General features: G+C 64.1%; 26 protein-coding genes. 14 read left to right on the forward strand and 12 right to left on the reverse strand.

Annotated elements, in window-relative coordinates; translation table 11 throughout:
- Positions 1–6 precede the first annotated feature (6 nt).
- Positions 7–2,901 (reverse strand): ATP-binding protein, encoded by a 2,895-nt coding sequence (locus P0R31_RS02980; protein ID WP_430516789.1) that lies wholly within the window; start codon positions 2,899–2,901, stop codon positions 7–9.
- A gap of 186 nt (positions 2,902–3,087) precedes the next feature.
- On the opposite strand from P0R31_RS02980, the gene P0R31_RS02985 reads away from it, so the two are divergent.
- Positions 3,088–3,444: an NAD(P)-dependent oxidoreductase gene (locus tag P0R31_RS02985; RefSeq protein ID WP_275512787.1), complete on the forward strand. Its 357-nt coding sequence runs from the start codon at positions 3,088–3,090 to the stop codon at positions 3,442–3,444.
- 483 nt (positions 3,445–3,927) lie between these two features.
- Positions 3,928–4,275, forward strand: a complete 348-nt coding sequence (locus P0R31_RS02990; protein WP_275512788.1) for a response regulator — start codon at positions 3,928–3,930, stop codon at positions 4,273–4,275.
- Positions 4,276–4,325: 50 nt separating this feature from the next.
- On the opposite strand, the gene P0R31_RS02995 is transcribed toward P0R31_RS02990, so the two are convergent.
- The gene (locus P0R31_RS02995) at positions 4,326–4,538 is read right to left on the reverse strand and encodes a hypothetical protein (protein ID WP_275512789.1); all 213 of its coding nucleotides are present in this window, start codon (positions 4,536–4,538) and stop codon (positions 4,326–4,328) included.
- A 616-nt stretch (positions 4,539–5,154) separates the two neighbouring features.
- Here P0R31_RS02995 and P0R31_RS03000 point away from each other — a divergent pair.
- Entirely contained in the window at positions 5,155–5,313 is a 159-nt protein-coding gene (locus P0R31_RS03000) for a hypothetical protein (RefSeq protein ID WP_275512790.1), read from the forward strand.
- A 324-nt stretch (positions 5,314–5,637) separates the two neighbouring features.
- Positions 5,638–5,808, forward strand: a complete 171-nt coding sequence (locus tag P0R31_RS03005) for a hypothetical protein (protein ID WP_167361663.1) — start codon at positions 5,638–5,640, stop codon at positions 5,806–5,808.
- Between the two features lie 13 nt (positions 5,809–5,821).
- Here the strand turns inward: P0R31_RS03005 and P0R31_RS03010 are convergent, their stop codons facing one another.
- Together P0R31_RS03010 and P0R31_RS03015 are read right to left on the reverse strand one after the other, a co-directional pair.
- Positions 5,822–6,493, reverse strand: a complete 672-nt coding sequence (locus P0R31_RS03010) for a hypothetical protein (protein WP_275512791.1) — start codon at positions 6,491–6,493, stop codon at positions 5,822–5,824.
- 1,202 nt (positions 6,494–7,695) lie between these two features.
- Entirely contained in the window at positions 7,696–10,803 is a 3,108-nt protein-coding gene (locus tag P0R31_RS03015; protein ID WP_275513080.1) for a DEAD/DEAH box helicase, read from the reverse strand.
- A gap of 539 nt (positions 10,804–11,342) precedes the next feature.
- Between P0R31_RS03015 and P0R31_RS03020 the strand changes: the two genes are divergently transcribed.
- Positions 11,343–11,588 (forward strand): hypothetical protein, encoded by a 246-nt coding sequence (locus P0R31_RS03020; RefSeq protein WP_430516790.1) that lies wholly within the window; start codon positions 11,343–11,345, stop codon positions 11,586–11,588.
- Positions 11,589–11,592: 4 nt separating this feature from the next.
- Here P0R31_RS03020 and P0R31_RS03025 read toward each other — a convergent pair whose 3' ends face one another.
- Both P0R31_RS03025 and P0R31_RS03030 read right to left on the reverse strand, forming a co-directional pair.
- Positions 11,593–11,985: an NUDIX hydrolase gene (locus tag P0R31_RS03025; protein ID WP_157286040.1), complete on the reverse strand. Its 393-nt coding sequence runs from the start codon at positions 11,983–11,985 to the stop codon at positions 11,593–11,595.
- Between the two features lie 145 nt (positions 11,986–12,130).
- Entirely contained in the window at positions 12,131–13,210 is a 1,080-nt protein-coding gene (locus P0R31_RS03030) for an AI-2E family transporter (RefSeq protein ID WP_430516791.1), read from the reverse strand.
- Between the two features lie 227 nt (positions 13,211–13,437).
- On the opposite strand from P0R31_RS03030, the gene P0R31_RS03035 reads away from it, so the two are divergent.
- Both P0R31_RS03035 and P0R31_RS03040 read left to right on the forward strand, forming a co-directional pair.
- Positions 13,438–13,665 (forward strand): hypothetical protein, encoded by a 228-nt coding sequence (locus P0R31_RS03035; RefSeq protein ID WP_157286041.1) that lies wholly within the window; start codon positions 13,438–13,440, stop codon positions 13,663–13,665.
- 102 nt (positions 13,666–13,767) lie between these two features.
- Complete coding sequence (locus P0R31_RS03040) at positions 13,768–14,070, forward strand: hypothetical protein (protein WP_027575377.1); 303 nt, start codon at positions 13,768–13,770, stop codon at positions 14,068–14,070.
- 24 nt (positions 14,071–14,094) lie between these two features.
- Here the strand turns inward: P0R31_RS03040 and P0R31_RS03045 are convergent, their stop codons facing one another.
- Positions 14,095–14,448, reverse strand: a complete 354-nt coding sequence (locus P0R31_RS03045) for a hypothetical protein (protein ID WP_275512794.1) — start codon at positions 14,446–14,448, stop codon at positions 14,095–14,097.
- Positions 14,449–14,666: 218 nt separating this feature from the next.
- Positions 14,667–14,882 (reverse strand): hypothetical protein, encoded by a 216-nt coding sequence (locus P0R31_RS03050; protein WP_275512795.1) that lies wholly within the window; start codon positions 14,880–14,882, stop codon positions 14,667–14,669.
- Positions 14,883–15,432: 550 nt separating this feature from the next.
- On the opposite strand from P0R31_RS03050, the gene P0R31_RS03055 reads away from it, so the two are divergent.
- The 3 genes from P0R31_RS03055 to P0R31_RS03065 all read left to right on the forward strand — a co-directional run bounded on the left by P0R31_RS03055 (position 15,433) and on the right by P0R31_RS03065 (position 17,096).
- On the forward strand, positions 15,433–16,020 hold the full coding sequence (locus P0R31_RS03055) for a formyltransferase family protein (protein ID WP_275512796.1): 588 nt from the start codon (positions 15,433–15,435) through the stop codon (positions 16,018–16,020).
- 235 nt (positions 16,021–16,255) lie between these two features.
- Positions 16,256–16,606, forward strand: coding sequence for a hypothetical protein (locus P0R31_RS03060; RefSeq protein WP_197963953.1), 351 nt, complete (start codon positions 16,256–16,258; stop codon positions 16,604–16,606).
- Positions 16,551–17,096: a hypothetical protein gene (locus P0R31_RS03065; protein WP_275512797.1), complete on the forward strand. Its 546-nt coding sequence runs from the start codon at positions 16,551–16,553 to the stop codon at positions 17,094–17,096. The genes P0R31_RS03060 and P0R31_RS03065 overlap by 56 nt, the downstream gene beginning before the upstream one ends.
- A 51-nt stretch (positions 17,097–17,147) precedes the next feature.
- Here P0R31_RS03065 and P0R31_RS03070 read toward each other — a convergent pair whose 3' ends face one another.
- On the reverse strand, positions 17,148–17,546 hold the full coding sequence (locus P0R31_RS03070; protein WP_275512798.1) for a RidA family protein: 399 nt from the start codon (positions 17,544–17,546) through the stop codon (positions 17,148–17,150).
- Positions 17,547–17,699: 153 nt separating this feature from the next.
- Between P0R31_RS03070 and P0R31_RS03075 the strand changes: the two genes are divergently transcribed.
- Together P0R31_RS03075 and P0R31_RS03080 are read left to right on the forward strand one after the other, a co-directional pair.
- The gene (locus P0R31_RS03075) at positions 17,700–18,575 is read left to right on the forward strand and encodes a DMT family transporter (RefSeq protein WP_275513081.1); all 876 of its coding nucleotides are present in this window, start codon (positions 17,700–17,702) and stop codon (positions 18,573–18,575) included.
- 201 nt (positions 18,576–18,776) lie between these two features.
- A complete protein-coding gene (locus P0R31_RS03080) occupies positions 18,777–20,204 on the forward strand; it encodes a caspase family protein (RefSeq protein ID WP_275512799.1) in 1,428 nt (475 codons plus the stop codon).
- A 171-nt stretch (positions 20,205–20,375) separates the two neighbouring features.
- On the opposite strand, the gene P0R31_RS03085 is transcribed toward P0R31_RS03080, so the two are convergent.
- Together P0R31_RS03085 and cysK are read right to left on the reverse strand one after the other, a co-directional pair.
- The gene (locus P0R31_RS03085) at positions 20,376–20,615 is read right to left on the reverse strand and encodes a BrnA antitoxin family protein (RefSeq protein WP_275512800.1); all 240 of its coding nucleotides are present in this window, start codon (positions 20,613–20,615) and stop codon (positions 20,376–20,378) included.
- 3 nt (positions 20,616–20,618) lie between these two features.
- A complete protein-coding gene (gene cysK / locus P0R31_RS03090) occupies positions 20,619–21,596 on the reverse strand; it encodes a cysteine synthase A (RefSeq protein ID WP_275512801.1) in 978 nt (325 codons plus the stop codon).
- Positions 21,597–21,818: 222 nt separating this feature from the next.
- On the opposite strand from cysK, the gene P0R31_RS03095 reads away from it, so the two are divergent.
- Positions 21,819–22,037, forward strand: coding sequence for a hypothetical protein (locus P0R31_RS03095; protein ID WP_275512802.1), 219 nt, complete (start codon positions 21,819–21,821; stop codon positions 22,035–22,037).
- Between the two features lie 14 nt (positions 22,038–22,051).
- On the opposite strand, the gene tgt is transcribed toward P0R31_RS03095, so the two are convergent.
- Positions 22,052–23,197: a tRNA guanosine(34) transglycosylase Tgt gene (gene tgt, locus P0R31_RS03100; RefSeq protein WP_275512803.1), complete on the reverse strand. Its 1,146-nt coding sequence runs from the start codon at positions 23,195–23,197 to the stop codon at positions 22,052–22,054.
- Positions 23,198–23,410: 213 nt separating this feature from the next.
- On the opposite strand from tgt, the gene P0R31_RS03105 reads away from it, so the two are divergent.
- Positions 23,411–24,595, forward strand: a complete 1,185-nt coding sequence (locus tag P0R31_RS03105) for a patatin-like phospholipase family protein (protein WP_430516792.1) — start codon at positions 23,411–23,413, stop codon at positions 24,593–24,595.
- The last annotated feature ends 134 nt before the right edge of the window (positions 24,596–24,729 follow it).

Below are 24,729 nucleotides of genomic sequence, written 5' to 3' on the forward strand. Positions count from 1 at the left end.
TCGCCGCTATCGCGCAGGCGTCTCATCCAGCATGAGCCGCGCGGCTTTCAGGTCGGCGGTCTCAAAGCCTTCGGAGAACCGGGCATAGGTTTCAGCCACGCCCGTCAGCGCATCCGGAAGACCTTTCCGACGCCGGAACCGGGCAAGCGACATCTCCGTTCGCAGCCGCCAGGACAATGCCCCCTGCTGCTCTGCCAACGCGACAGATGCCGCAAAGCAGGATTCTGCAGCCTCGATATCGCCGGCGCGCGCTTCGAGTTCGCCACGCAAACGCAACAGCTCGGGCATGTCGAAGGCCGCTCCCTCGGACTCGACGCGCGCGAGGGTCTCGTTCAGCACCTTGAGAGCTTCCGGCAACCGGCCCAATGCCGCGAGCCCCTGCGACAGATCCGCAACAAAAGCGGATGCATAGAGTTCGTAGCGGTCGGCATGCAGGCGCGGCAGCGAGGACTGCAACAGCTCGATGCCGGCCTTCAGCTCACCGCGCGCAATCATGATCTGTCCGCGGAACCCCGCGGCGACGGCCTGATAGGGTGTCAGGCCGTGAATGCCGGCATGGGCGGACAGCCGGCCGGCCAGGGATTCGACCGCCTCCCAGTCGCCAACCCATCCGTACAGGGATGCGGACCAGCACAATGCGATGCTGTGCATCACGACATCACGCGGTGTCGCTGTGCCCGTCAGCGGTCGAACGCATTCTACTGCCCGGTCGGGAAAGCCGCGCAACCACAGTACCCGCGCGAGCGGAATTTGTGGCGTTCTGGCGTAGGCAAAATGCCCCGGCTGGGCGCTGCGCAGCGCGGCATCTCCCTGCACGCCTTCATCCAGATGGACCTGCGCTTCCGTCTGATTACCGACAAGGTGGTAGGAAACACCGACCAAAGCCTTGGCGCCCGCGAGCCCGGCAGGGTCGCCGATCGCCCGCGCAACCTTCTCGGCTTCGAGGGCCACCGGCAGCAGATGCTGATACTCGCCAGTCCGGCGATAGAACATGTTCAGCCGTGCAAGCAGTCTGAACTTGTGGGACAAGTCATCGAGACCTTCCGCAATCTCGAGACCGCGGCGGAGCGCCCCCTCGGCCTGCTCGCTGTTGCGCTCGGTGAACATGAAGGCATGACCCAGCGTCGACTGGAGTTCTAGCTCCCATGCGGTTCCGCGACTGCTGTCATCGAGATCCGCGAGCGCGCGACTGCACCAGATACGTCCCTCGTTCAGCAGATTGAGTTCGACAAACAGTCTGGCGCAGGCACCCGCCAGCGGCACGCGGAGGTCCGCGCCGTCGTCATTGGCATAGACCCAGCTCAACGCGGCCCGGGCGTCGGCGAGCAGACTCGCGCGCTCCTGCGCACGAGATGCCTGGCCGCCTCCGCTCGCTTCGGCCATGGTTGCCTCAAGGACCTGCTGAACGTAGCCGGCATGCCGGCGAAGCGTGTCCGGCGCGTCGCCGCAATCGACCAGCTTCTGCATGGCATAAGCCTTGGTGGTGTCGAGCAGACGATAGCGTGTTGAGCCGCCATCTGGCCGCGCCGAGACCAGCGACTTGGCAACGAGTTGCCCGAGCGCGTCGACGACTTGATCCGCCGGCGCGCGCCCATCGCCCGCCACGGCAAGCGCGCCTTGCAGCGTGAACTGGCCGGCGAAAACAGCCAGACGCCGCAGTGCCGTCCGCTCGCTCTCGTCGATCAGACCATAGCTCCAATCCAGCGTGGCCCCGAGCGTCTGATGCCGCGGCGGCGCGGTTCGCCTTCCACGCCATTCCAGCTTCAGGCGGCCATCGAGCAGCGTTGCGACCTCTCGCAATCCGTGAACACCGACACGGACCGCGGCGAGTTCGATCGCCAGCGCAATGCCATCGAGCTTGCCGCAAATCTCCGCCAATACGTCCGCATCGTCGTCGGTAAGGTCGGCACGATGACCTGCGGCTGTAGCCCGCTCCATGAACAGCCGTACGGCCGGATAGCTCAGTGCCTCGCTGACACTCAGCCCAGTTCCCTGAGGCGGCGCTTGCAGCGGAACAAGCTCGAAAATCTGCTCACCCTGCACCAACAGCGACTCTCGGCTGGTCGCAAGGATGCTGACGTTGGGTGCCCGCTGGTGGATGTTTTCAGCAAGCCCTGCGACGACGTCGATGACGTGCTCGCAGCCGTCGAGCACTAGCAGGAGACGACGATCGCGCAGAAACGCAATGATACTGTCGGTCGGGTCAGCGTGGTGCACCACAAGGCCGAGCGCCGCAGCGACGCTGCTCGCCACAAGCGTCGCGTCCTTCAGAGGACCGAGGTCAAGAAAATAGACATGGCCTTCGAATGCCGCCAGCATGTCATGGGCCAGCGCGATGGCGACGGTCGTCTTGCCAATTCCGCCTGGACCTCTCAGCGTGACGAAGCGATCGCGCAGCATGCGCGCCGACAAATCCTTGAGAATGTCCTCCCTTCCAACTATCCGCTCCAGCCGATGCGGCAGCGAGATCGGTGTCGGTTTCTCCGGGGCAGTGTTCGCCAATGGACGAGAGTGCAGCGCCGGGGTCAGGGTCGGCACGCTGCGCTGGACGGGAGCGACAAAGCAATATCCCCGACTTGGGACGTTGGTGATGTAGCGTGCGCCGTCCTTGCCGTCTCCGAGCGCCTTGCGCAGCTCGGCGATGTGGACCCGCAGGCTGATTTCCTCGACGACAAGGCCCGACCAGGCAAAGGCTAGAATTTCCTCCTTTGGAATTACCTCTCCCGCGCGGCTCAGCAGCAGCCGCAAGATATCCGTTGCCCGACCGCCCAGCTTGACAGGCACGCCGTTCTTCTCGAGCAGCCGCGTCCTAAGTGAGAATGGGCCAAACGAGGCGACCTCTGGTTCGTGGTTTGTCGCTGCGCGAGCGTTGGCTGGATGCCTGCTATCCGTACCCGACATCCACGACCTGCGCCTCTTTGCGGAAAAGCTATTCCGAGAAATTCGCTTTACAGATTAATCGCTTAGGGAATGGTTGGCAACCGTCGCCGCCGATCCGTATCGACGAGTCCGCAGCATTGCTCGCGGATTGCCGCCATAACAGGATCTTCCATCGTCTAACACGCCCCAGCGGAAGCCTCTTTCAGCTTGCTCTTCATCACCATTCACTTGGTCCTCGGACCTACGACGCGAGGACTTCTTGGCGAGAATGACCTGCGCCGCATGCGCAGGAGCGCCTTTCTGATCAATACTTCGCGCGCTGCCATCGTCGATCAAACGGCGCTCGTGAAAGCCCTTGGAGAGGGCTGGATTGCGGGCGCCGGGCTTGACGTCTTCGAGCAGGAGCCGCTTCCAGCGGATCACCCCTTCCGAAAACTGCCGAACGTTTTGGCGTTACCGCACCTCGGCTACGTCTCCGAGAGCAATTACAGAATATTTTCTGGCGAAGCGGTTGAAGATATCGAAGCGTGGCTCAACGGATCGCCGATCCGGGAGCTACAGTGAGTGAAAAGGCTTCCTTCAACGTCGATAGGCTCTGCGGAGTTGCAAACAGCGGCTGTGCGGCTTCCAACTCGGGCCAAGCTTAAGCGGGCGCTATGGTGTGAATCGCTTGAGCATGGACTAGAAGGCCTGAAGACAGTGAGGACGGTTTACAAACCCCGCTTCTTACGGCTCGTTTCAGCTCAACTTTCAGGCGAAGTTGTAAACTTCACCCATTGACATCGCTAGATAAATTGTTGGGGCCACCTTTCTTTTAATCACGGGGTCCTGGGTTCGAGCCCCAGCGCGCTCACCACTAAAATCAGGTAGCAAGAATTGAAATGCCGTCCGGCTCAGCAGGTGGGCAGGAACAAAGGCCCCTGCTCTAGCTTGTTAGTCTCGCTGGCTCGTCGGCCGAGTTGGCGGAGGCGGCCCCGACCAGCCGACACCACGTTTTTTGCGCATGGGTCCTCACGTCGTGGACGAAGAGCGCGACCGGAGGACGACTTGCGGGTTCTAGTAGCCGAAGACGAAGACCTGATCCGAGACGTGGTGGTCGACATCCTGGAGACGCACGGGCACGAGGTCATGCAAGCTGCCAGCGGTGAGCGTGCGCTTCAACTATGTGCCGAAGCCGCGCCTGATCTCTTGTTCACCGACATCAGGTTGGCAGGTTCGCTGACGGGCTGGGATGTTGCCATCCAGTGCAGGCAATCCAATCCGCGCATGCCTGTGATCTACGCGACCGGCTACACGCACGCCGCTCCGCGTCCGGTGTCCGGGAGCATCATGCTCCAGAAGCCGTTCGGGCTTGAACGCCTCTTGGAAGCGATGCAGTCGCTCGCGGGCGATTAGCTGCAGCCAGCCGCGGTCAATGCTCCGCAGGGCCGCTGTTCCAGAGCGGCCTAGCGCCTCTTTGGCCGATCGGCTTCTGCGGATCGCGATTTAGGGTTGCCACCCTTGCGAATTTTCGGGGGCGGCTTGCCCTCGTGAATGTGCCTCTCTTGCATTTGCTCGGCTGCGACTACGCGCGAGCGCAGGTCTTCCAATTCGGAAAGCCCAGAAGCAAGCTCATCGAAACGCTGCTTCAGAACAGCGGTGCGATCGAAAGTGCCCATGTACGCCCCCTCCGTCACCCGAGCCGACCGACAAGTGGGAAAATCATGCAATCGAGGAATGCAGAGGCGTGGAGCCAGTTCCTTTGAAGAGTGCTGCGCCGTTGTCGCAGTTCGTGCGATGCGACTGGGCTCCTCCATCCGCGAACGCTCAGTGGCAGGCGTCACGGCTACGATCGCAAATCGCGCCCAGCGCCGATGACGGCCCCGACCGTGGGGGCTTTTGGGGTGTGAGGCCGGGGCCGCTGGAGGTGCTTGGACCTTTGGGGAAGGCCAAAGCCACCGAAGACTAGGAAAAATCGGCAATCACTTCTGCTCGCTTTCGCACATTGCTTGTACGTTTCGTTCGCGCAGAACGGAGCCAGTTGCCAATGAAGGACTATCTGGCGCAGATCGAGAAACTTCGCAAAGATGCGGCTGAACGCGCCCTGATCCGCGACTTGGCTACCGATCCAGCCAAGCGCGAAGTGTTCGACAGTCGGAGCCGCAGTGGTGGTCGACATGCTGAGCGGAGCTGCAGAGATGCTGATGCACCGCCAATCCAGATCAGCATGGGAACGTTTCGATCGGCGGTGAGTCCTACAGGCGCAATCCGTCCCGTTTCCTCGTGGATCGAACGATGGAAAAAGCACTCGCCTATGCCATCTCGGCGGCCCTTGTGGGCTTCGGTCTCTTGATCTTTTTCGCCGGCCTGTCGTCCAGCTCGCCCGCCTTATGGACGATCATCGCGCTGGTCCCGATCGCGATCGGAATCGTGAGCGCCTTTGGTCCTGTTTGACTTGATGTGGAAACCAGGGCTTTAGGTCAGCCCGTCTGTATTTTCCGAATCGGGAACCCGTGTTCGCTCTCTCCTAGCTTCCAACCGCTGGTGACGCGCGTGAGCCATTTCGTCTCGATACTTCTGCTTGCGACGGCCCTGGTCCTGACGTTGTGCTTCGGAGTGGCGGCCTGGCGCCTCTCCGCAGACAAAGAGGCCGACATCACCGCCACGATTTCCCATCAGGAATACGGTTGGAGGCCAAGGCCCAGCAACTGAAACTTTGACAAACCCGCTGACATCGCGCCGGAAACGTGTAGGATTCCCCAAAACCGGAGGAACGGCATGTTTGAAATCAACGGTTTCGACACGGCGGGCGTCGTCAATCTCAAGCGGTCCTCACTCGCCGCGGCCCTCAAAAAGGCCAGGGAGCTGGTCGAGGACGGGTGCTGGGACGTTCAGGTCGTTGATCCCACAGGCCGGGTCTATACCTCGTTCGAGGAGGAAGCGGCCTAGCTAGGACGCATCCTCAGCTCTCCGGCCCCGCCACCGCAGCCGGCACGCTCAACGGCGCCCCTCCGATCGACACCGGGCCCAGAGGCCCCAGAGGCTTGGGCTCACGCACCAGCCGCTTGCGCATCGCGGCGGACAGTCCGTAGCGCGCATTCGCTCTGCGAACGGACGATGTCACGTCCGACATCATCACGTTCTGCAGCGAGTCGACCTTGGCGATCAGCGTGGAGAGCTGCGACGAGATCTTCTTCACGTCGACCCGCTCATCCGTGATGCTCTGCCGCAGCGACAGCAGCAAGAGTGAATCCTGCTGCAGCAGGGCTGCATTTTGCTGCAGGGTCTGGTTGTTCTCCTGCAGCGAAGCCGTGTGCTGCTGCTGCGCCGACTGTATCTCCTTCAGCGCGGTGACGACCGGATCCGGTTTCGGCGCCGGTGCCTCCTGCCGCGGCAGCAGCCCAGCCAGGCTGGCAACATCCAGTGAGGGCATGCCGGAGGGCGACGTATAGATGGCCGCCGCGCCGTTGATGGCGAGCGCACACACCGCCAGCGGCAGGATCGTTTTGCGGCGGGGCGTGATCGGCGGCGGTTCAGCTTCCAGGCCTGCGGGTTCCTGCGCGCCTGCAGCGGCTGCAAGGGCGACGGCGTCGAGCTCTTCGGCGAAGCTTGCTGTTTCGAAGGACGTGGTCACGTGCTTGACCCCAATGAGCGAGCGACAGGAAGCCGTCGCCGGAACGTCCTCGCGACGCCTCCCTTACGCAGCACCCATCGACACAACTGTCTAAAATTGTGAGCTTTTCGGATTAATTCCACGTTAGCGGCCAGGCCGGCAAACGGCCCGGTGCCCCCGGCCGATTACGGATCCTGTGCAATCTCCTCGGCGAGCATCCGGCAACGGTCATGCCAGCAGCGGATTTTCCGAAGTTTAGCATCATGCCACTGTTTTGCCCGACGGATCAAGGCTCAAACGTCGGGGTCCGTCGTCTCCGGTGCAGGACGCATGACCGCACGATGACTTAGCTACTGTGCATGGGGGTTGTTTTCGCACTTTTGATGTGCCCCCTTGTCCAGCAGCTCGAACACCGCCTCCACCCGCTCGAACGGCGCATCGCGCATCGGGCTGTAGTGGGGCGCGATGCACCGAGTCGACCTGTTCCCCGTCGCTCGCAGATTACAAACTTGGTCCTATCGGGCTCTCAACGCGTTTGGGCGACACAGTCGTTCGTCGCTGGACCTGGGCCTTGGCATCCAGCACCTTGTCTCCCGCTCGTGCCGCTCGCGGCCGACTGATCTGGTCCGAAAGGCTCGAGCCTCTCCCTGACAGAGCATTTGAACCAACACTGGCGTTTCCTTGAGCCTGTGTTGCCGGTCGGAATCTGCTTTGGGAGAACGCCGAACCAGCGGCCTTTTGATCTTCATTGCTCGTGCCGCTGCCAATCGCGCCGATCGGCAGGCCATTTTGAGCGCGACCAGCCCCGGCATTTCTCGCGGCCTGAGCTGCCGCCCGCGACCTCGCAGGCGTGGCGGGCTGGACGTTCGGATTGGTCGCTCCGCTGTTGGTGCGCAGATCTCCGCCGGGCGCGGTGTCCTTCGTCCCCATCCCTGGGGGTGCTGAGGGACCTGCATTGCCCGCACTCGTCCCCATTCCGGAAGGCGCCGAGCCGCCAGAGCTACCCTGCCCCGTTCCCACGCCCGCTCCGGCGGAGCCGGCATTTGCGCCGCCTGCTTGCACCAGGGCCAACAGACATGAGCTTGCGACAATCGTGGCAATCACTGGACGAATGGCATGTGACATCGGACGATCTCCTTCGCCACGCCCAAATTAACCATAATGGTGAAGCAGGGTTTCCGCTACGAATTCGCAGTTGTGCGCGCTGACGAGCGCGCAAGCCCCTACCCCTCGTCCAGCAGCTCGAACAGCTCCTCCACCCGCTCAAACGGCGCATCGCGCATCGGGCTGTGATAGACGACGCGGTCGCCGTCGCGTTGCAGCGACTTGCCCCGCGACTTGCGCAAGCGTCCGGGCAGAAACGTCGCGGCCGCAGCTTCCGGGCCGACGTCGAGGCGGATGATCCCGCGTCGCTTGCATTCGATCCTGAGCTTGGCCGCGGCGAAGAAGTCGCGCGCGAGCTTCGGTAACGGTCCGAAGCGGCGGGAGGTTTCCTCCTCGAGGTCGTCGAGATCGTCCTCGTCGTTGCATCGTGCGGCGCGGGCATAGAGCTCGAGCCGCACCGGCTCGGACTGCACGTAGCTCTCGGGCAGCATGTCCCCGACCGGCAGGTTGAGGTCGGGCACCCACAGTGCAGCCTGCTGCTCGTCACTCTTCTCCGAGGCCATTTTCAAGAGGTGGCTGTAGAGCACGGGCCCGAACACCTGGACGTGGCCGGATTGCTGCTCCGAGAACAAATCGCCCGCGCCTCGCAGGTCCAGGTCGCGCTCGCTGATGGCAAAGCCCGCCCCCGGCCGGCTGAACTCCTCGAGCACGGCGAGGCGCTTCTCGGATTGTCCGGACTCCGTCTCGGTCAACAGATGCGCGAAGGCGCGGATGCCGCCGCGGCCGACGCGTCCGCGCAGCTGGTGCAGCTGAGCGAGGCCGAATTTCTCCGGCCAGCACACCACGATGGTGTTGGCGCGGGGAATGTCGAGGCCGCTCTCGACGATGTTGGTCGCGAGCAGGACGTCGGCATGGCCTTCGACGAAGCTCATCATGCGGTCGTCGATCTCGTCAGCCGCCAGCCTGCCGTGCAGGCAGACGATGCGCAGGTCCGGCGCCACGGCCCGCACCCGCGCCAGCATGGGATCGAGATCCTGGATGCGCGGGCAGATCAGGAAGCTTTGGCCGTGGCGGCGCTGCTCGCGCAGCAGCGCCGAGGCGATCGCCGCGTCCGACAGCGGCGCGATCCTCGTCGCGACCGGAAGCCGGTGCACCGGGGGCGAAGCGATCACGCTGAGATCGCGGAAGCCGGCAAGGCCGGCTGCCAGCGTGCGCGGGATCGGCGTCGCGCTCATCATCAGCACGTGGACGTTCTTGGCGAGCCCGGCGAGCTTGGCCTTCTCCGCCGCGCCAAAATGCTGCTCCTCGTCGACGATGACGAGGCCGAGATCGTCGAACCTGACGTCCTTGCCGGTGAGCGCCTGCGTGCCGATCACGACCTTGATCCGGCCGCTGCGCAGACCCTCCCTGGTCTCCCGCAGCGCCGCGCCCGAGGTCGCGCGCGAGAGGTTGCCGACCTCGATGCCGAACGGCGCAAAGCGCTTCTGGAACGTCGCGACGTGCTGGCGGGCCAGCACCGTCGTCGGCACTGCGACCGCCACCTGCTTGCCCGACAGCACCACCGCGGCCGCCGCGCGCAGCGCGACCTCGGTCTTGCCGAAGCCGACGTCGCCGCAGATCACCCGATCCATCGGATGGCCGGATGCGAGATCGTCCAGCACGTCCCGGATCGCCTGGGCCTGGTCGATCGTCGTGAAGTAGGGAAAACGCGCGACGAACTTCTCGTAGGCCGATCCCGGCGGCACCAGCTTTTCGCCGCGCCGCCGCCGGCGCTGGCTGATGTGCTTGGCGAGCGCCTTGCCGGCGATCTGGATCTCGCGCTCGGCCTCGCTGCGGCGCGCCCACCACGTGCTGCCGTCCGCCTTGTCGAGCGAAAGCCTGCCGAGCTCGGCGGCGTAAGGCCACATCAAGGCGAGATCGGGCGGCGGCACCAGCACCGCATTGTCGCCGGCGAACTTCAGGCGGATCATCTCGCGCATCGCGCCCCCGCCGGTATTGACGGTCTGCAGGCCGTCGAGAACGGCAAGGCCGCGCTGGAGATGAACGACCACCGTGCCCTGCTCCGGCGCATCGGCATGGTCGAAGGCCGCGCTCCAGGCGCGCGCCATCGGCTGCGGATGATGCGCGCGGCTGCCGAGCACGTCGGACGCCGTCACCACGACCAGAGGCTTCTTCGCCGGCACGACGAAACCGGCATCGAGATCGGCGAGCAGCGCCATCTCACCGCCCCGCCCGCGCGCGGCCTCCTCCCAGTCTTCGCAGCGCTCCGCCCTGACGCCGCTCATCCGCTCCATCACGCGCAGATCGTCCTCATGCGCGGCGACGAGGATCAGCCGCGACCCGGCTCGGCGCGTCTCCTCGACGAAGCCACGCAACGCCTTGCGGGAGGATGTCAGCTTCGAAAACTCCGGGATGGCCTGGAACGGCGCCGTCCGCGGCAGCACCTTGATGCCCTTGGAGAGCCGCTTCCAATCGCTGCGCCCGAGATATTCGCGCTCCCGCTCGCTGCGGGGCGCGGCCTCCTCGATGGTATCGAGCCATCCGTCGGCGTGCGAAGGGACGCCTGCATCGGCGATCCATTTGGCTCCCGTGCAATAGTCGAACAGGCTCGCGCGCTTGCCGCCTTTGCCGGCAAGGCCGAGCCGCTCCGACATGGGATCGACGAGCAGCTCCCTGGTCTCGAAGATGATCCTGTGCTCATGCGGGTCGAAGGCCACGATCCGTTTGATCGTGTGCTGCGAATGCTCGATCCGGAACGGCCCCAGCGCGCCTGCGGGAAAGATTTCGAAGGTCTGGCCGTGGAACAGCGCCCCGCCCGGATAATCCGGCTCATCGTCGAGATCGTAACCGAGGGATTGGAGGCGGGTCTCGAGCTCGTGCTCGGAGAACGTGCCGCCCACTTTCAAGCTCAGGCTCAGGCGCGACAGGCTGGCCGGCGGCGGCATCCGCTCCATCACCGCTTCCGCCGTCGATACGAGAAACACCGGCTTCTTGGATTTCGCAAGGCGCCTCAGCACGGAGGCTCTGCGCCCCGCGAGCTCGTGCGAGGGCTCCAGTTGATCGAACGGCAAGGTGTTCAAGCGCGGAAACACCAGCACCTCGCAGGCGGGGTCGAGCGCGTGAATGACGCTGCCGAGCCGCTCCGCCCTGTTCTCGCTTTCGGCGAGGAAGACGATGCCGCTGCGTCCGGACTGCTTCCATTGTCCAAGCAGATGAAGGGCCATCATGCCGAGGGGCGACGAAGACGAGATCGTGACGCGCTGCGATCCTTTGCTCTTCTTCGGCGGCTTCTTGGCCACCCTTGCCTTCCTGGAAAGCCTCACTTGGACCCGTTTCTGCTCTTGAACCGCCGCAAACTGAATGCGAGCCGCCTTGCCCCTCGAATCGGCGGCTCGCCGCCATGCATATGGGATTTGCCCTGCGAACGCACCCCTCCTCGACAACGTTCGGGGCGGCGGCGCGATCCCTTTCGATCTGCTCTTGGCTGTGAGAATGGAGGCACGAAAAAGCCCCAGCGCTTGGAGCCACGCTGGGGCGTTTCGTTCGAAATGAATCGGTTAAGCAATGACGTCTTCATAGCAGCGGTTTCGCCGCCCGCCTGTGAACTGGTTCACACGCCTTGTTGGCTCGGCGATATCTGGCGGCATCCAGCCACGCCGGCATTCAAGCTTTCTTCAGACATTTCGGATCAGCTGACGATCCATTCCAAAGTGATTGTCATCCGCGCATGAGTTCGGTCCAGGTTCAGTGCACGCGGTGCAAGAACGTGTTTCGCGATCGCGCCGGGCGGTTGCAGGACGGCTATTCCAGGCAATGTCCGAGCTGCGAAGTCGTGCTGTTCTTCGCCGAGGACTCGCAGCATCCTTTCATCAAGCGGGCGATGCGCAGTGCGCGCCAGGCCCGCAAGGAGATGCGGGAGCGCCAGGCGGCGAAGCTCGCCGCACCCGAGCCGGACGTGGCGCAGTCGAGGAGATTTGCCGGCAGGACGCGATCGGCGACGCGGGAGGACTAGCGGCTCAGCTTCGCCGCCGCTTGCGCGGAAACAGGCGGTCGCGGATGTAGCGCGAGGTCGCCGTTAGGCGGATGCCGCGGGGCTTGTGCCAGGCGGCGCGGTCGATCTCCTTCTTGTCGCCGATCGCCAGCCTGCCCTTGGCGGACTTGGCGATGAAGATCGCGTCGCTCATCTTGCGGCCGGAGCGCTTGTTCCTCGCCTTCACTTCCTTCCAGAGGCTGATCCTGCCGAGCTTCAGCTTGGGCAATTCCTCCTTGATCTCCCGCCGCAGGCAGTCCTTCTCCGACTCGCGCGCACGCTTGCGGCCGCCCGGAAACATCCACAGGCCGTCCGACCGGCGTCTGACCAACAATACCTTGCCGCGCCTGGCGGCAACCAGCTTGGAAGACTTTGCCATTGCTGCCGTTGTCGAAAACAGAATCGACCCAATGGTAACTTGTCTAGTCGAACAGACAAGTTAGCGGCGCAGCTTGATCACAGGCCGAGCCGTACCCGATCCCGGTGCGGCGTGGCGGGCAGACCGCGCGCTGGCGGGCGCGAGATCACCCCTTCCCCGTCTCCGCCCGGTCCTCGGTCCTGATCCAGGCCATCATCATTTCCCAGGCCACCGACAGGATGATCGGTCCGATGAACAGTCCGACGATGCCGTGGGCCAGCGTACCGCCGATCACGCCGACGAAGATCACGATGGTCGGGGTGGTCAGGCCACGGCCCATGACGAGCGGCTTCAGCATGGTGTCGATGAATCCGACCAGGACGAAGAATACGGTGAGCAGCAGCGCCGTGGTGACGTCCTTGGCGGTCCAGATCCAGATGATCACCGGCAGCAGCACCAGGAAAGCACCGATCTGCACGATCGAGAGCAGCAGCACGATGAAGGCAAGCAGGCCCGCGCTCGGCACCGAGGCGAGCTTGAAGCCGATTCCGGCGAGCAGCGCCTGGACGATCGCCACGCCAATGACGCCCTGCGCCACGGCGCGGATGGTCGCACCGGCGAGCGAGAGGAAATGCTCGCTTTGCTCCGGCACGATGCGAAACAGGAAGTTGCGGCCGGCCGCGACCAGGCGCGGCCCATGCGGAAACAGGAAGCCGGCCACGAACACGGAGACGAGAAACTGGAGCGTGCCAAGGCCGGCGTCGCCCGCGAGCGAGAGCAGCGGGCCGGCCAGCGGCTGAAGATACGGCGCCACCTCGCGCACCGCCGTCCGAACGTTGTTGTAGGCCTGATCCCAGAGCTCGTAGAGCCAGGGGCCGACCAGCGGCCAGGACTTGAGCTGCTCCGGGGCCGATTGGAGCACGAGGTCGCCGGTGCCGAGCTGGTGCGCCAGCTCACGCACGCCATCCACCGCGCTGATGCCGAGCCAGGTCGCCGGACCGATGACGATACCCAGCGTGATCAGGGTCAGGATTGCTGCTGCGGTTTTGGGCCGGCCGCCCAGGATCTTGGCAACCAAGCTGAATGCCGGATAGAACGCGACCGCCAGCACGCCGCTCCAGGCCAGGATCGGCACGAATGGGCGGATGATCAGGAAGGTCCAGATGATCAGCAGGGCGAGCAGGCCGAGGCGGATCACGAGCTGGATGACGTCCTCGCCCGTCAGCAACTGACGGAGGCTTTTCACGGGCACAGCTTTCCTTGCGGCATGAACGCAACTTCCGCGCTTGCGGGCTCAGCCGTTATTGCCAGCAACGCATCTGGCGTCAAGACGACCGGCTGCCGGATACCGCATCGCCCGCCCCAACCCGGCTTGGCTAACGCGGGTTAACCGGATTTCCCCGCGCCGGTTTACGCCGCTGCAAATGCTGGTGACTACCTTCCATCCGTAGTCACCGAAGTGCATTCTGGACCATGGCCAACAGCATCTGGACGATCGAACAGTTCACCTGTGCGAGTTGCGGTATGAACTACACTGCGACCAGAGAGGAGCACAGCGAGGCTCACAGCGGCAGCTTCAAATGCGGCATCTGCAGCGGCATCGTGCATGCCTGGTCCGGCAAGCACCACTTCTTCGGCTGGCAGGCCGTGAAGACGAGGCCGCCCGTGTTCGGGCGGCGCTGGGCCGGCGTCGAATGGTAAGCCGCCTGCGGTGACGCCGGATCCGCCGAATTGCGCCGGCGCCGTTTGCACTCCGTTCACCGATCGCGCCTAGATCAGGACGGAACCTCAGCTTCGAACGCCATGGCCGACCTCAACGCCGTCCTGACCAGGCTCAACGACCGTCTGCTGCGCCTTGAGGGCGAGCTGTTCGTGCTGCGCTCGCTGGCGCGCGCGACATTGACCGCGGGCGACGACCATGCCGCGCGCATGCGCAAGCTGGTCGAGGCCGCAAAAGTCGCGCTCGACGACGAGGCCAAGCGCCCGCTCGACAAGCCAACCCGAAAATATGTCGATGCGGCAACCGCACTGGTCGAGGAATTGCTGGTCGAACCCACCCCGGCGCGGCCGCTGTTCACGGTAATCGACGGCGGCCGGCGGGACTGAGCGCCCGCCTCAGCACGGCGATAATTACCGCCCATACATGCCCGGCGCACGTGCGCCATTCGGGTAGCACTGTCCCTGCGAGTAATTGTAATCATAGCCGTGCGGACAGAGCCCGCCATGCCCTCCATAATATTGAGGGCGACCGTAAGCGCCGGGCGCGCGTGCACGATTCGGATAGCACTCGCCTGTCGAGTAATTATAGTCGTAACCGTGCGGGCACAGGCCGCCACGGCGCCCATAGCCCGGGCCGGGATCCCGGGTGTACACACCGGGCGCGTGATGGTCGTTGGGATAGCAGCGGCCGTTCGAGTGGTTGTAATCGTAGCCGTGCGGACATTGCCCGCCCGGACCGCCCCTGAACTGTACCTGCTCAACCATGGGCGCTGTCGGTCCCGCAGGCACGGTTGCAAACGCGAGCAAACCGGCTAGCGCAAGCTCGATCATAACGATTCCTCCAAATCACGTGGACAAGCCTATCAGGATTCGCGTCCCACGAAACGACATGACAATTGAGGCGAGGCTGGCCTGAACCCCGCATGAACCGGGCTCGGACTGCGACAATGCGACAACGCCAAGCCCGCGCACGATGCCGACATCTAGATCGTGGAATTGTCCGCCTTGAGCCGGCTGAGCCCCGCCTCGATGATCGCGATCTCCTCGTCGATCTGACCGATCGGCAGGCTGAAATCATAGCCGGACCGGCTCTTCAGATCGACCGCGAGCCGCTGCCTGTGCATCATCAGCTCGTCGAGTCCACGGCGGTTCTTCAGACGCACATAGGCATCGACGATCTGCTCGATCGCGTTGGGCATGGGATCTGTCCCGGCGAAAAAGGCCCGGCGGCGCGTCCACGCCGGCGGACGATATCGGTGTCGCGGTACGCAATACAAATCCGCGACGGATTCGTCGATACGCCAATCTGGTTGAGATCGTGTTACCGTCCGATGATGTCGCATGAAAAGGCCGCCGGCGGTCAAGCCGACGGCCAAAGCCGGGTTCGAAAACGGATGCGGATTGAAATGTCGCCAGCCCCGGTTGGGCGCACGTTATCAGCTGATCCGAGCCATCTCTGTCAGGAACGAAACACAGGAACCCGCAATTTGCAGGTCGGCGCCACTGATGGGACGACGACGGTCTCGGGCGGAACCGCCGGGTAAGGCCCTCCAGCTCAGGCCGAGGTGGCCGCCATCAGTATCGCGACCGAAAACCCGATGCCGCAGAGCTTGACGGCGCAATCCTGAAGTTCGCGCAAGCCGCGCCCGGCGCATTGTTGATAACCCACGCAAACGCTGCGCGGGTGGTGACAGGGCATGCGGACGTGTTATCGGGGGATGACGCAGTTGCGAGACAGATCGGACACCCATGCGCATTACCCTCGTCGGCTCCCGCCATTTTGGCGTGACCACCCTGAACATGCTGCGGGAGCACGGCGTCTCGGTCGCCCAGGTCGTGGTGGCCGACGCCGACGACCGCCTCGCTGCGGCGGCCAAGGCGGCGGGCATCGAGGTGCAGGTGCAAGCCAATCCCAAGCTGGTGGTGGCCTCCGAGATCGCCCCGGACACCGATCTGATCATCACAGCGCACAGCCATGCCAGGATCGGCAAGGATGCGCTCGCCGCCGCCAGGTTCGGCGGGATCGGCTATCATCCCTCGCTGCTGCCGCGCCACCGCGGCAAGGCCGCGGTGGAATGGACCATCAAGGAAGGCGACCCGATCGCCGGCGGCACGATCTACCATCTCGCCGACCGCATGGATGCCGGCGCGATCGCCGCCCAGGACTGGTGCTTCGTCAAGAAGGGCGAGACCGCACGAGAGCTTTGGGAGCGCGCGCTGGCGCCGCTCGGGCTCAAGCTGCTGGCCGACGTGATCGATTACGCCAAGGTCCACAAGGCGCTACCCGCCAAAGCCCAGGACGAGCAGTTCGCGACCTCCGCGCCGAGCCTCTCCTGAGCCAAGCCCCTCTGAACCAGCCCTCTGCGCCAAAGTCTCCTGGAGCATTTCCGAGTCGTCCTGACGTTTACCCTTAACGTGCGGCGCCCTTGATTCTGCTTCGGAAATTGAAGCCAAAAGCGCAAATAAACCATTGTTCCCAAAGGAACAATTTTCGCTTTGGCATCGCAACAAATTTCCGTCACATTTCGTCCGAATAAGCGTCAGCGTCTCAGACACATTCAAGGACGAATTCATGCGTTTTGGTCGCATTGCGGTGTTCTGTGCCGCCCCAGTTCTCGCTGGCACCCTCGCCGCCCCCGCCTTTGCCCAAAATCCCTATGACGGCAATTGGCAAGTCACCATCGTGACCAAGAGCGGTTCGTGCGAGCCGACCGCAAGCTCGATGCTGACGGTTGCCGACGGCAAGATCACCGCGCCCGGCGCTAACGTTTCCGGCACCATCGGTAGCGGGGGACTTGTGAAAGTTTCGATCAATGGTGCATATGCCAACGGTCAACTCAGCGGCAACGCCGGATCGGGGAAATGGAATGGAGCATCTGCAGGCATACCGTGCAGCGGGCGGTGGGAAGCATCGCGCCAATAAACCAATTGAGGCCCGCGCCCGGAATCGGCGGCTGCTGATCGCGGCCACCGTTTGGTTTGCTGCGGGGATCGTCACCACCCAAAGCAAGGCCCAGTCCGGCCCGTTCGCCCCGCTGGCGGGCAGCTGGAGCGGTAGTGGCACGGTCACGCTGGATGACGGCTCGACCGAGCGGATCCGCTGCCGGGCCAAATACGCTCCGATCGGACCGACCATGGAGATGTCGCTGACCTGCGCCAGCGATGCCTACAAATTCAACCTCGGCGCCAACGTGAAGGCCGAAGGCGGCGCCATTGCAGGCAGTTGGTCCGAGACCAGCCGCAACATCTCCGGCTCGCTCCAGGGCCGCGGCAGCGGCGGAAGCTACGAGCTGGTGGCCTCCACCGCGGGCTTCAACGCCAACATCTCTCTCAGGACGTCCGGCAACAAGCAGAACGTCACGATGCGCGCGGACAGTCAGTTCCGCGGCGCGAACATCTCGATGTCGAAATAAGACGCAAGTTCACGCGACAATCGATCCGGCGCCCGCGCCGGATCGATTTTTTTATGGGCCGGGCACGTACGCGGTGACCTCGATCTCGACCTTGGCACGCTCGTCCACGAGACCTCCGATATAGAGCAGCGTCGAGGGCGGAAAATTACGACCGAGCGTTTCCTTCCAGGCCGCGCCAATGCCGGCACCTGCGGCTTCGTACTCGGCGCGGCTGGTCAGGTACCAGGTCAGGCGGACGATGTGCTCGGGGCCGGCGCCGGCGTCGCCCAGCAGCTTGACGATCCGCTTCAGCGCCGTCGCGACCTGGGCTGCCATGTCGGGATCGTAACTGCCGGCCTCGTCGCCCCCGGTTTGGCCGGCGAGTACCACCCACCGGCCCGGCCCCTCGGTCACGACGCCGTGGGAAAAGCCGCGCGGTTTTTTCCACTCGGCCGGCTGCAAGATGCGCATGGGCAATGTCTCCCGGTCTTTGTCGTTGTTCGCTGATGCCTTAGCATGCCGCCCAGCATCGCTGCATCCGCAGATTTGGCCGTTGCAAACGGCGGCAATGTCGCCGATACCGGCCGCCCCTCCTTGATCCATCCCTTTCCGCATCCGCCGCAGATGAGCACCACACCGTCGAAAATGATGGCTGCACTGTGGATGGCCGGCTGGCTGTCGCTGATGCTGATCATGGCGGTGGCCGGGCGCGAGACCACGCGCGAGCTGAATGTTTTTCAGATCATGGAAATGAGGTCGCTGGCCGGCTTCGTCTTGCTCTCACCGATCATCTACCGCGCCGGCGGCTGGAAGGTGCTCAAGACCTCGCGCCTGCCGCAGCATGTCGGCCGCAATTTGGTGCACTATGTTGCCCAGCTCGGCTGGTTCTTCGCACTGACACTGATCCCGATCGGACAGGTGGTGGCAATCGAGTTCACCATGCCGATCTGGACGGCCGTCCTCGCGGCGAGCTTCCTGTCCGAGCGGATGACGCCATGGAAGATCGCCGCCATCGTGCTCGGCCTCGTCGGCGTTATCGTCATTGTCCGCCCCTCGACCGGGGAGATCAATCCGGGGCAGCTCATCGCGCTTGGCGCCGCCATGGGATTTGGCGTCGCGATGGCGCTGGTGAAATCGCTGACCCGCACCGAGAGCGCGCTCTCGATCCTGTTCTGGATGCTGGTGGTGCAGTCGGTTGCCGGCTTTATTCCGACGCTGTTGGTCTGGACCTGGCCGTCGCTCTATGTCTGGGCCTGGGTCGGCGTGATCGCCGTCTGCGGCACGTTCTCACATTATTGCTTGGCCAGTGCGATGCGCTACGCCGACGCGACGATCGTGGTTCCGATGGACTTCCTGCGGGTTCCACTGACTGCAACTGCCGGTTGGCTGTTGTATTCCGAGCGGCTCGACGCCTGGACCGTGCTCGGCGCCGCGCTGATCCTGTTTGGCAATTTACTCAATTTGAAGCCCGCTTCGTCGGTTCCCGCCCGGGCTAGGTGAACCTCGCGCCGCCTCGCGCGACAAAACCAAGTGGCCGTGTGATTTGGATCACGTTGGAGCGACACTCCATCGTGCACATTCGGCCACACAGCAGCGGGTTGAACGCAACGGACTGCCGTTTTGGTGGCGCGAAGTCGGGCACTTCGTGTAGGTTCGTTGTCGATTTGTTGCTGCCTGCAATTCGATTCTGGGGATTTCAGAATGCGCTATCTCACCCTCCTCGCTTCGCTGATGTGCATGGCGCTGTCGATCAGTGCCGCCAAGGCTGACCGCCGCGTCGCCTTCGTCGTCGGCAACGGCTCCTACAAGAACGTCGCGCAATTGCCGAACCCGCCGATCGACGCCAAGGCGATGGCGGCCACGCTGCGCAATGTCGGCTTCGAGGTGATCGAAGGCTCCAATCTCAGCCGCGACCAGATGACCGAGAAGCTGCTTGATTTCGGCCGCAAGGCGCAAGGCTCCGATATCGCGCTGTTCTATTATGCCGGCCACGGCATCGCCGTCAGCGGCACCAATTACCTGCTGCCCGTCGACGCCGACATCAAGTCGGAGATGGACGTCAAGCTAGGCGCCGCCATCAACATCGACCTGACTCTCGAGCAGACCATGGGCGATGCCAAGGTCAAGCTCGTCTTCCTCGATGCCTGCCGCGACAACCCGTTCGCCGCCAAGATCAAGTCGAATTCGGCGACTCGCAGCGTCAACGTCCAGAGCGGCCTCGCCGAGATGAAGTCCGGCGAAGGCACGCTGATCGCGTTCGCCACCGGCCCGGGCCAGACCGCACTCGACGGCCAGGAGGGCAACAACAGCCCGTTCACGCGGGCGTTGATCGACAACATCACCAGGCCCGGCGTCGAGATCCAGCAGGCCATGACGTCGGTGCGCGCTCAGGTCAATGAAGAGACCCGCAAGGGCCAGCTGCCCTGGGGCCACACCAACCTGACCGGCTCCGTCTATCTCAATCAGGCGCCGACCACCCAGGTCGCCGCCGCGGCCCCGACCGCGACCGGCATCGTGCCGGCGGCGACCGGAAGCTCGGACGGTGTCGAGCTCGAATACTGGCGCTCGGTCAAGGAGTCCAACAAGGCCGAGGAGCTCAACGCCTACCTCACCGCTTACCCGAACGGCCAGTTCAAGGCGCTGGCGCTGGCGCGGCTGGCGGCGATCAAGAGCGGCCCCTCGACCGCGACCCGCACGCTCAATGCCGGCGTCGATCCCGCCACCTTCACGGATGAGGCTACCCAAGTGACCGAGGACCAAATCGGTCTCGACAAGAACAAGCGTCGCGACGTGCAGCGTCGACTGACGGCACTCGGCTTCGACACCAACCAGACCGGCGTATTCAACGACGAAACGCGCGCCGTGCTCAAGCGCTGGCAGACGGCGCGCGGCTACCCGTCGTCAGGCTATCTGAACAAGCATCAGCACAAGGCCCTGCTCTCGGAAATCGTGGCTGCTCCGGCGACGGCGAGCGACGGCAGCCAGAAGCCGGCTCGGCGCGCCGCCACCGCCCCGGCTCAGAGCAGCGCGCCGGCTCCCCAGCCGCGCAGCAATCCCGGCGATGCTGCCGGTGCGGCCTTCGTCGGCGGCGTCGTCGGCGGCATGATGGGCGGCATGTTCCGCCGCTGAGAGCGAGATGGATATCAGACGAGAAAAGCCCGGCTCGCGCCGGGCTTTTTTAATGCGACGGTGGCGCCGCATACTCCGTCATTGCGAGGAGCTCTTGCGAGGAAGCAATCCAGGACTGTCACCGCGGAAAGATTCTGGATTGCTTCGCTACGCTCGCAATGACGAGTTCTCCTACTTCCCCGCAGCTTTCCGCAGCGCCTCGTTGATGCGATCCTGCCAGCCGGGACCGCCCTCCTGGAAGAACTCCAGCACGTCCTGATCGATGCGCAGCGTGACCTGCTCCTTGACGCCGGGAACAGCGTTCGGCTTGGGTGGCGCCGCGGCGACCTTCGCTGTCACCTTCTTGAACGCCGCCTCGGCCTCGGTCCTGGCATCGCCCAACGTGCGCGGCCGCCTCGGTTGATCCGCCATGTTCTAGATCCCCTCGAACAGAGCCGTCGAAAGATACCGCTCGGAGAAGGACGGCACGATCGCCAGGATGGTCTTCCCGGAAGCTTCCGGCCGCTTGCCGATCTCGAGTGCAGCGGCGATCGCGGCGCCGGATGAGATGCCGCCCGGAATGCCCTCATGCCGCGCCAGCGCGCGCGAGGTCTCGATCGCCGTGGTCGAGTTGATCTTCACGATCTCATCGATCACGGAGCGGTCGAGGATGTCAGGGACGAAGCCGGCACCGATACCTTGGATCTTGTGCGGAGTATGCTGTCCCCCCGAGAGCACCGGGCTCTCCTCCGGCTCGACCGCGACCACACGCAAGCCCGGCTTGCGCGGCTTGAGCACCTGGCCGACGCCGGTGATCGTGCCGCCGGTGCCGACGCCGGCCACGAAGAAGTCGATGCTGCCGCCGGTGTCGTTCCAGATCTCCTCCGCGGTGGTGCGGCGGTGCACCTCCGGATTGGCGAGGTTCTTGAACTGCTGCGGCATCACCGAATTCGGCGTCGTCTTCAAGAGCTCCTCGGCGGCCGCGATCGCGCCCTTCATGCCCTGCGCCGCCGGCGTCAGCACCAGCTCGGCGCCGAGAAAGGCCAGCATCTTGCGTCGCTCGATCGACATCGATTCCGGCATCACCAGCTTGAGCCGGTAGCCGCGGGAGGCCGCCACGAAAGCGAGCGCAATGCCGGTATTGCCGGAGGTCGGCTCGATCAGCACGGTGTCGGGCTTGACGATGCCCGCCTTCTCCATCGCGATGATCATGGCCGCGCCGATGCGGTCTTTGACGCTTGCGGCAGGATTGAAATATTCAAGTTTTGCCAAAATGGTCGCGTTCACGTCCTGCATGCCGGGCAGCCGGCGCAAGCGCACGATGGGCGTGTTGCCGAAGGCATCGACGATCGAGTCGTAAATCCGGCCGCGGCCGGGTTGGTGCGCTGCACCCGTGTTGGACGATGCGTCCATGATGAACTCCCTGTGGCGACGATCTGCACGTCTGTCGCGGCCTTGCGCAGTTACGGACAGCTTGCGGCGACACGCAAGCGGCAATGCAGCACATGTTAAATACGCTGCATCGCAAAATCGCGTGAGCTTTAATTAGCAGAAAACCAACGCATTTGTGTTGCGACCTCGTCAACTGATTCTGCTTATGTTAGACTTAGGTCTCAAAGCAGGGAGGTCACCACGATGTCAGCGGTTGCTGAAGTGATGTCGACCGTAGCGCTAAGGCGTGATCCGCGCTGCAGCGAGTTGCCTACCTGTCCGGTCTGCGCCGACTCCATGGTCGCCGCCGAAGCTTCCGCTTACGTCTCGGACCACATGATCAGCTACCTCTGGACCTGCGACAATTGCGGGTATGGCTTCGTGACCAAGCACGCTGTGAAGCGGCGGATCGTGTGCAATTGAGGTTGCGCAATTGATCAGCGCGGGGCGATATCACCCCCCGCCCAATCCTCGCGCGTCTTCTGATAGAACTCGTCGAACGTCCCGCGCGCGACCGCGTCCCTGATGCCCTGCATCAGGCACTGATAGTAGGCGACATTGATCTCGGACAGCAGCATCGCGCCCAGCGTCTCGCCCGCCTTGACGAGATGATGGAGATAGGCGCGCGCGCAGTTCCGCGTCGACGGCCATGAGCTCTCTTCATCGAGCGGCCGCGGATCGTCGGCATGGCGCGCGTTGCGCAAATTGACCTGGCCGTAGCGCGTGAAGGCGACGCCGTGCCGGCCGTTGCGGGTCGGCATCACGCAGTCGAACATGTCGATGCCGCGCTTCACCGCTTCGAGGATGTCGTCGGGCGTGCCGACGCCCATCAGATAGCGTGGCCGCTGCTTCGGCAGCAGCGGCGCGGTCTCGTCGATCATCGCCAGCATGACCGCCTGCGGTTCGCCGACGGCGAGCCCGCCGATCGCATAGCCGTGGAAGCCGATCTCGACCAGGCCCTGCGCGCTCGCATGGCGCAGCTCGGGCACGTCGCCGCCCTGCACGATGCCGAACAGCATGTAGCCATCCGGGGCGCTCGCGAAGGCGCGCTTGCTTCTTTCGGCCCAGCGCAGCGACAATTGCATCGCGCGCTCGATGTCGGCGCGCTCGGCCGGAAGCCGCACGCATTCGTCCATCTGCATGGCAATGTCGGAGCCGAGCAAGCGCTGCACCTCGATCGAGCGCTCCGGCGACAGCTCGACCTTGGCGCCGTCGATGTGCGAGCGGAACGTGACGGCGTGCTCGCTGACCTTGCGCAAATCCGCCAGCGACATCACCTGGAAGCCGCCGGAATCGGTCAACATCGGTCCGTTCCAGCCTGTGAACGTCTGCAAGCCGCCGAGCGCCGCGATCCGCTCGGCGCTTGGACGCAGCATCAGATGGTAGGTGTTGCCGAGCACGATGTCGGCGCCGGCATCGCGCACCTCGCGCCAGTGCATGCCCTTCATGGCACCGGCGGTGCCGACCGGCATGAAGGCCGGGGTCCGCACCACGCCATGCGGGGTGGTCAGCCGCCCGGTGCGCGCGGCCCCGTCGGTGGCGAGCAACTCAAAGTGATTGGGAAGGTCATTGTCGGGATTCATGGCGGTGCTTATTGCGTGTCGGAGCAGGCTGATCAACCCGCCGACCGCGCCCGGGCCGGTTTGTGCATCAGACTGGGACACCGACCGACACAAGGATTGATGCGCGCCCTTGCCAAACGAAACGATACAGTGTAGTTTTGTCCTTGGGGGCTGGACGAGATGCCGCGGCGAACTTGCCGGCGGCGGTAGATGCGTGATCGCCAGCCACCGACAATGCCGTACCCTTCGTGTTCGACCGACGCATCCGTCTCCTCGCGTGACCGGATCAGGCAGACTGGCGTCAGCCTGATCCGATTGGTGGTCCTGATCTGCAGCCTGGCGCTCGGCGCCTGCACCTCCCTGCCCCGCACGCCCTACACGGCCGCCGAAGCCAGCGCCTCGCGCGTGCTGGATATCGATGGGCTCAGGCGCTACGCCGACGAGCCGGTCACCAAGTTCAGCTTCGAGAAGGACAACAACACTGCGACGAGAACCTATTTGGCGCTCTCCGGCGGCGGCGCTGACGGCGCCTATGGCGTCGGCGTGCTCAACGGCTGGAGCGCAGCGAGAACGCGCCCCAGCTTCTCGGTCGTCTCGGGCGTCAGCACCGGCGGCCTGATCGCGCCGTTCGCGTTTCTCGGACCGCAATATGACGACACGCTGAAGGAGGTCTACACCAGCGGCATCGCGGAGAGCCTCCTGAACGACCCCAGCATCATGCGCGTGCTATTCGGATCCGGCCTGTTCGGCAACACCAGGCTGCGCGAGCTCGTCGCTCGCTATGTCGGGCCCGAGATCATGGCGCAGGTCGCGCGCGAGCATGCCAAGGGCCGCAGGCTGCTCGTGGTGACGACCGACCTCGACACGCAGCGCACCGCGATCTGGGACATGGGCAGGATTGCCACGGTCGGAACGCCCGAGGCGCTCAAGCTGTTTCGCGACGTGATGGCGGCCTCCGCCAGCATTCCCCTGGTGTTTCCGCCCATCATGATCGATGCCGAAGGCGGGGGCCGCAAGTTTCAGGAGATGCATGTCGATGGCGGCGTGACCGCGCCGGTGCTGACCTTGCCCGAAGCTCTGCTGTTCCAGAGCGGCCGTCTGCCCGGCGATGCGAAGATGGACATCTACATCCTCGTCAACAAGAAGATCGAACGCAACTTCGAGCTCGTCTCCAACGGCACCATCGACGTCGCCTCGCGCAGCCTGTCGGCGATCACCCAATCGCAGACGCGCTCGATCATCTTCTCGACCTACGATTTCGCTAAGCGTAACCGGCTGGGCTTCCATCTCTCCTACATCGCGCGCGACTATCCCGCCCCGCCGTCGGAAGGGTTCGATACCGGCTATATGCGGGCGCTGTATCAGTACGGATACGAGAAGGCTGCATTCGGCCAGGCCTGGACCTCGACGCTGCCGTGATCCCTCGCGACGGAACGAGGCAATACCGAAACCGTTGACGATATGGCCAATTCGGCCAGATTCGCGATGACGCCTCCGCTCCTGCGCGATATAGAGCGAATGACCGATATCACGACCGCGCAGGAATCATTGGG

This window comes from Bradyrhizobium yuanmingense (genome assembly GCF_029167105.1).
Classification (GTDB): domain Bacteria; phylum Pseudomonadota; class Alphaproteobacteria; order Rhizobiales; family Xanthobacteraceae; genus Bradyrhizobium; species Bradyrhizobium yuanmingense_A.

Excerpts from the sequence above, each read along its gene's own strand:
- P0R31_RS02980 (WP_430516789.1), bottom strand. The coding sequence starts at position 2,901 with ATGTCGGGTACGGATAGCAGGCATCCAGCCAACGCTCGCGCAGCGACA.
- P0R31_RS02995 (WP_275512789.1), bottom strand. The coding sequence starts at position 4,538 with ATGGGCACTTTCGATCGCACCGCTGTTCTGAAGCAGCGTTTCGATGAG.
- P0R31_RS03000 (WP_275512790.1), top strand. The coding sequence starts at position 5,155 with ATGGAAAAAGCACTCGCCTATGCCATCTCGGCGGCCCTTGTGGGCTTC.
- P0R31_RS03005 (WP_167361663.1), top strand. The coding sequence starts at position 5,638 with ATGTTTGAAATCAACGGTTTCGACACGGCGGGCGTCGTCAATCTCAAG.
- P0R31_RS03015 (WP_275513080.1), bottom strand. The coding sequence starts at position 10,803 with ATGATGGCCCTTCATCTGCTTGGACAATGGAAGCAGTCCGGACGCAGC.
- P0R31_RS03025 (WP_157286040.1), bottom strand. The coding sequence starts at position 11,985 with ATGGCAAAGTCTTCCAAGCTGGTTGCCGCCAGGCGCGGCAAGGTATTG.
- P0R31_RS03035 (WP_157286041.1), top strand. The coding sequence starts at position 13,438 with ATGGCCAACAGCATCTGGACGATCGAACAGTTCACCTGTGCGAGTTGC.
- P0R31_RS03040 (WP_027575377.1), top strand. The coding sequence starts at position 13,768 with ATGGCCGACCTCAACGCCGTCCTGACCAGGCTCAACGACCGTCTGCTG.
- P0R31_RS03045 (WP_275512794.1), bottom strand. The coding sequence starts at position 14,448 with ATGGTTGAGCAGGTACAGTTCAGGGGCGGTCCGGGCGGGCAATGTCCG.
- P0R31_RS03050 (WP_275512795.1), bottom strand. The coding sequence starts at position 14,882 with ATGCCCAACGCGATCGAGCAGATCGTCGATGCCTATGTGCGTCTGAAG.
- P0R31_RS03055 (WP_275512796.1), top strand. The coding sequence starts at position 15,433 with ATGCGCATTACCCTCGTCGGCTCCCGCCATTTTGGCGTGACCACCCTG.
- P0R31_RS03060 (WP_197963953.1), top strand. The coding sequence starts at position 16,256 with ATGCGTTTTGGTCGCATTGCGGTGTTCTGTGCCGCCCCAGTTCTCGCT.
- P0R31_RS03065 (WP_275512797.1), top strand. The coding sequence starts at position 16,551 with ATGGAGCATCTGCAGGCATACCGTGCAGCGGGCGGTGGGAAGCATCGC.
- P0R31_RS03070 (WP_275512798.1), bottom strand. The coding sequence starts at position 17,546 with ATGCGCATCTTGCAGCCGGCCGAGTGGAAAAAACCGCGCGGCTTTTCC.
- P0R31_RS03075 (WP_275513081.1), top strand. The coding sequence starts at position 17,700 with ATGAGCACCACACCGTCGAAAATGATGGCTGCACTGTGGATGGCCGGC.
- P0R31_RS03080 (WP_275512799.1), top strand. The coding sequence starts at position 18,777 with ATGCGCTATCTCACCCTCCTCGCTTCGCTGATGTGCATGGCGCTGTCG.
- P0R31_RS03085 (WP_275512800.1), bottom strand. The coding sequence starts at position 20,615 with ATGGCGGATCAACCGAGGCGGCCGCGCACGTTGGGCGATGCCAGGACC.
- cysK (WP_275512801.1), bottom strand. The coding sequence starts at position 21,596 with ATGGACGCATCGTCCAACACGGGTGCAGCGCACCAACCCGGCCGCGGC.
- P0R31_RS03095 (WP_275512802.1), top strand. The coding sequence starts at position 21,819 with ATGTCAGCGGTTGCTGAAGTGATGTCGACCGTAGCGCTAAGGCGTGAT.
- tgt (WP_275512803.1), bottom strand. The coding sequence starts at position 23,197 with ATGAATCCCGACAATGACCTTCCCAATCACTTTGAGTTGCTCGCCACC.
- P0R31_RS03105 (WP_430516792.1), top strand. The coding sequence starts at position 23,411 with ATGCCGTACCCTTCGTGTTCGACCGACGCATCCGTCTCCTCGCGTGAC.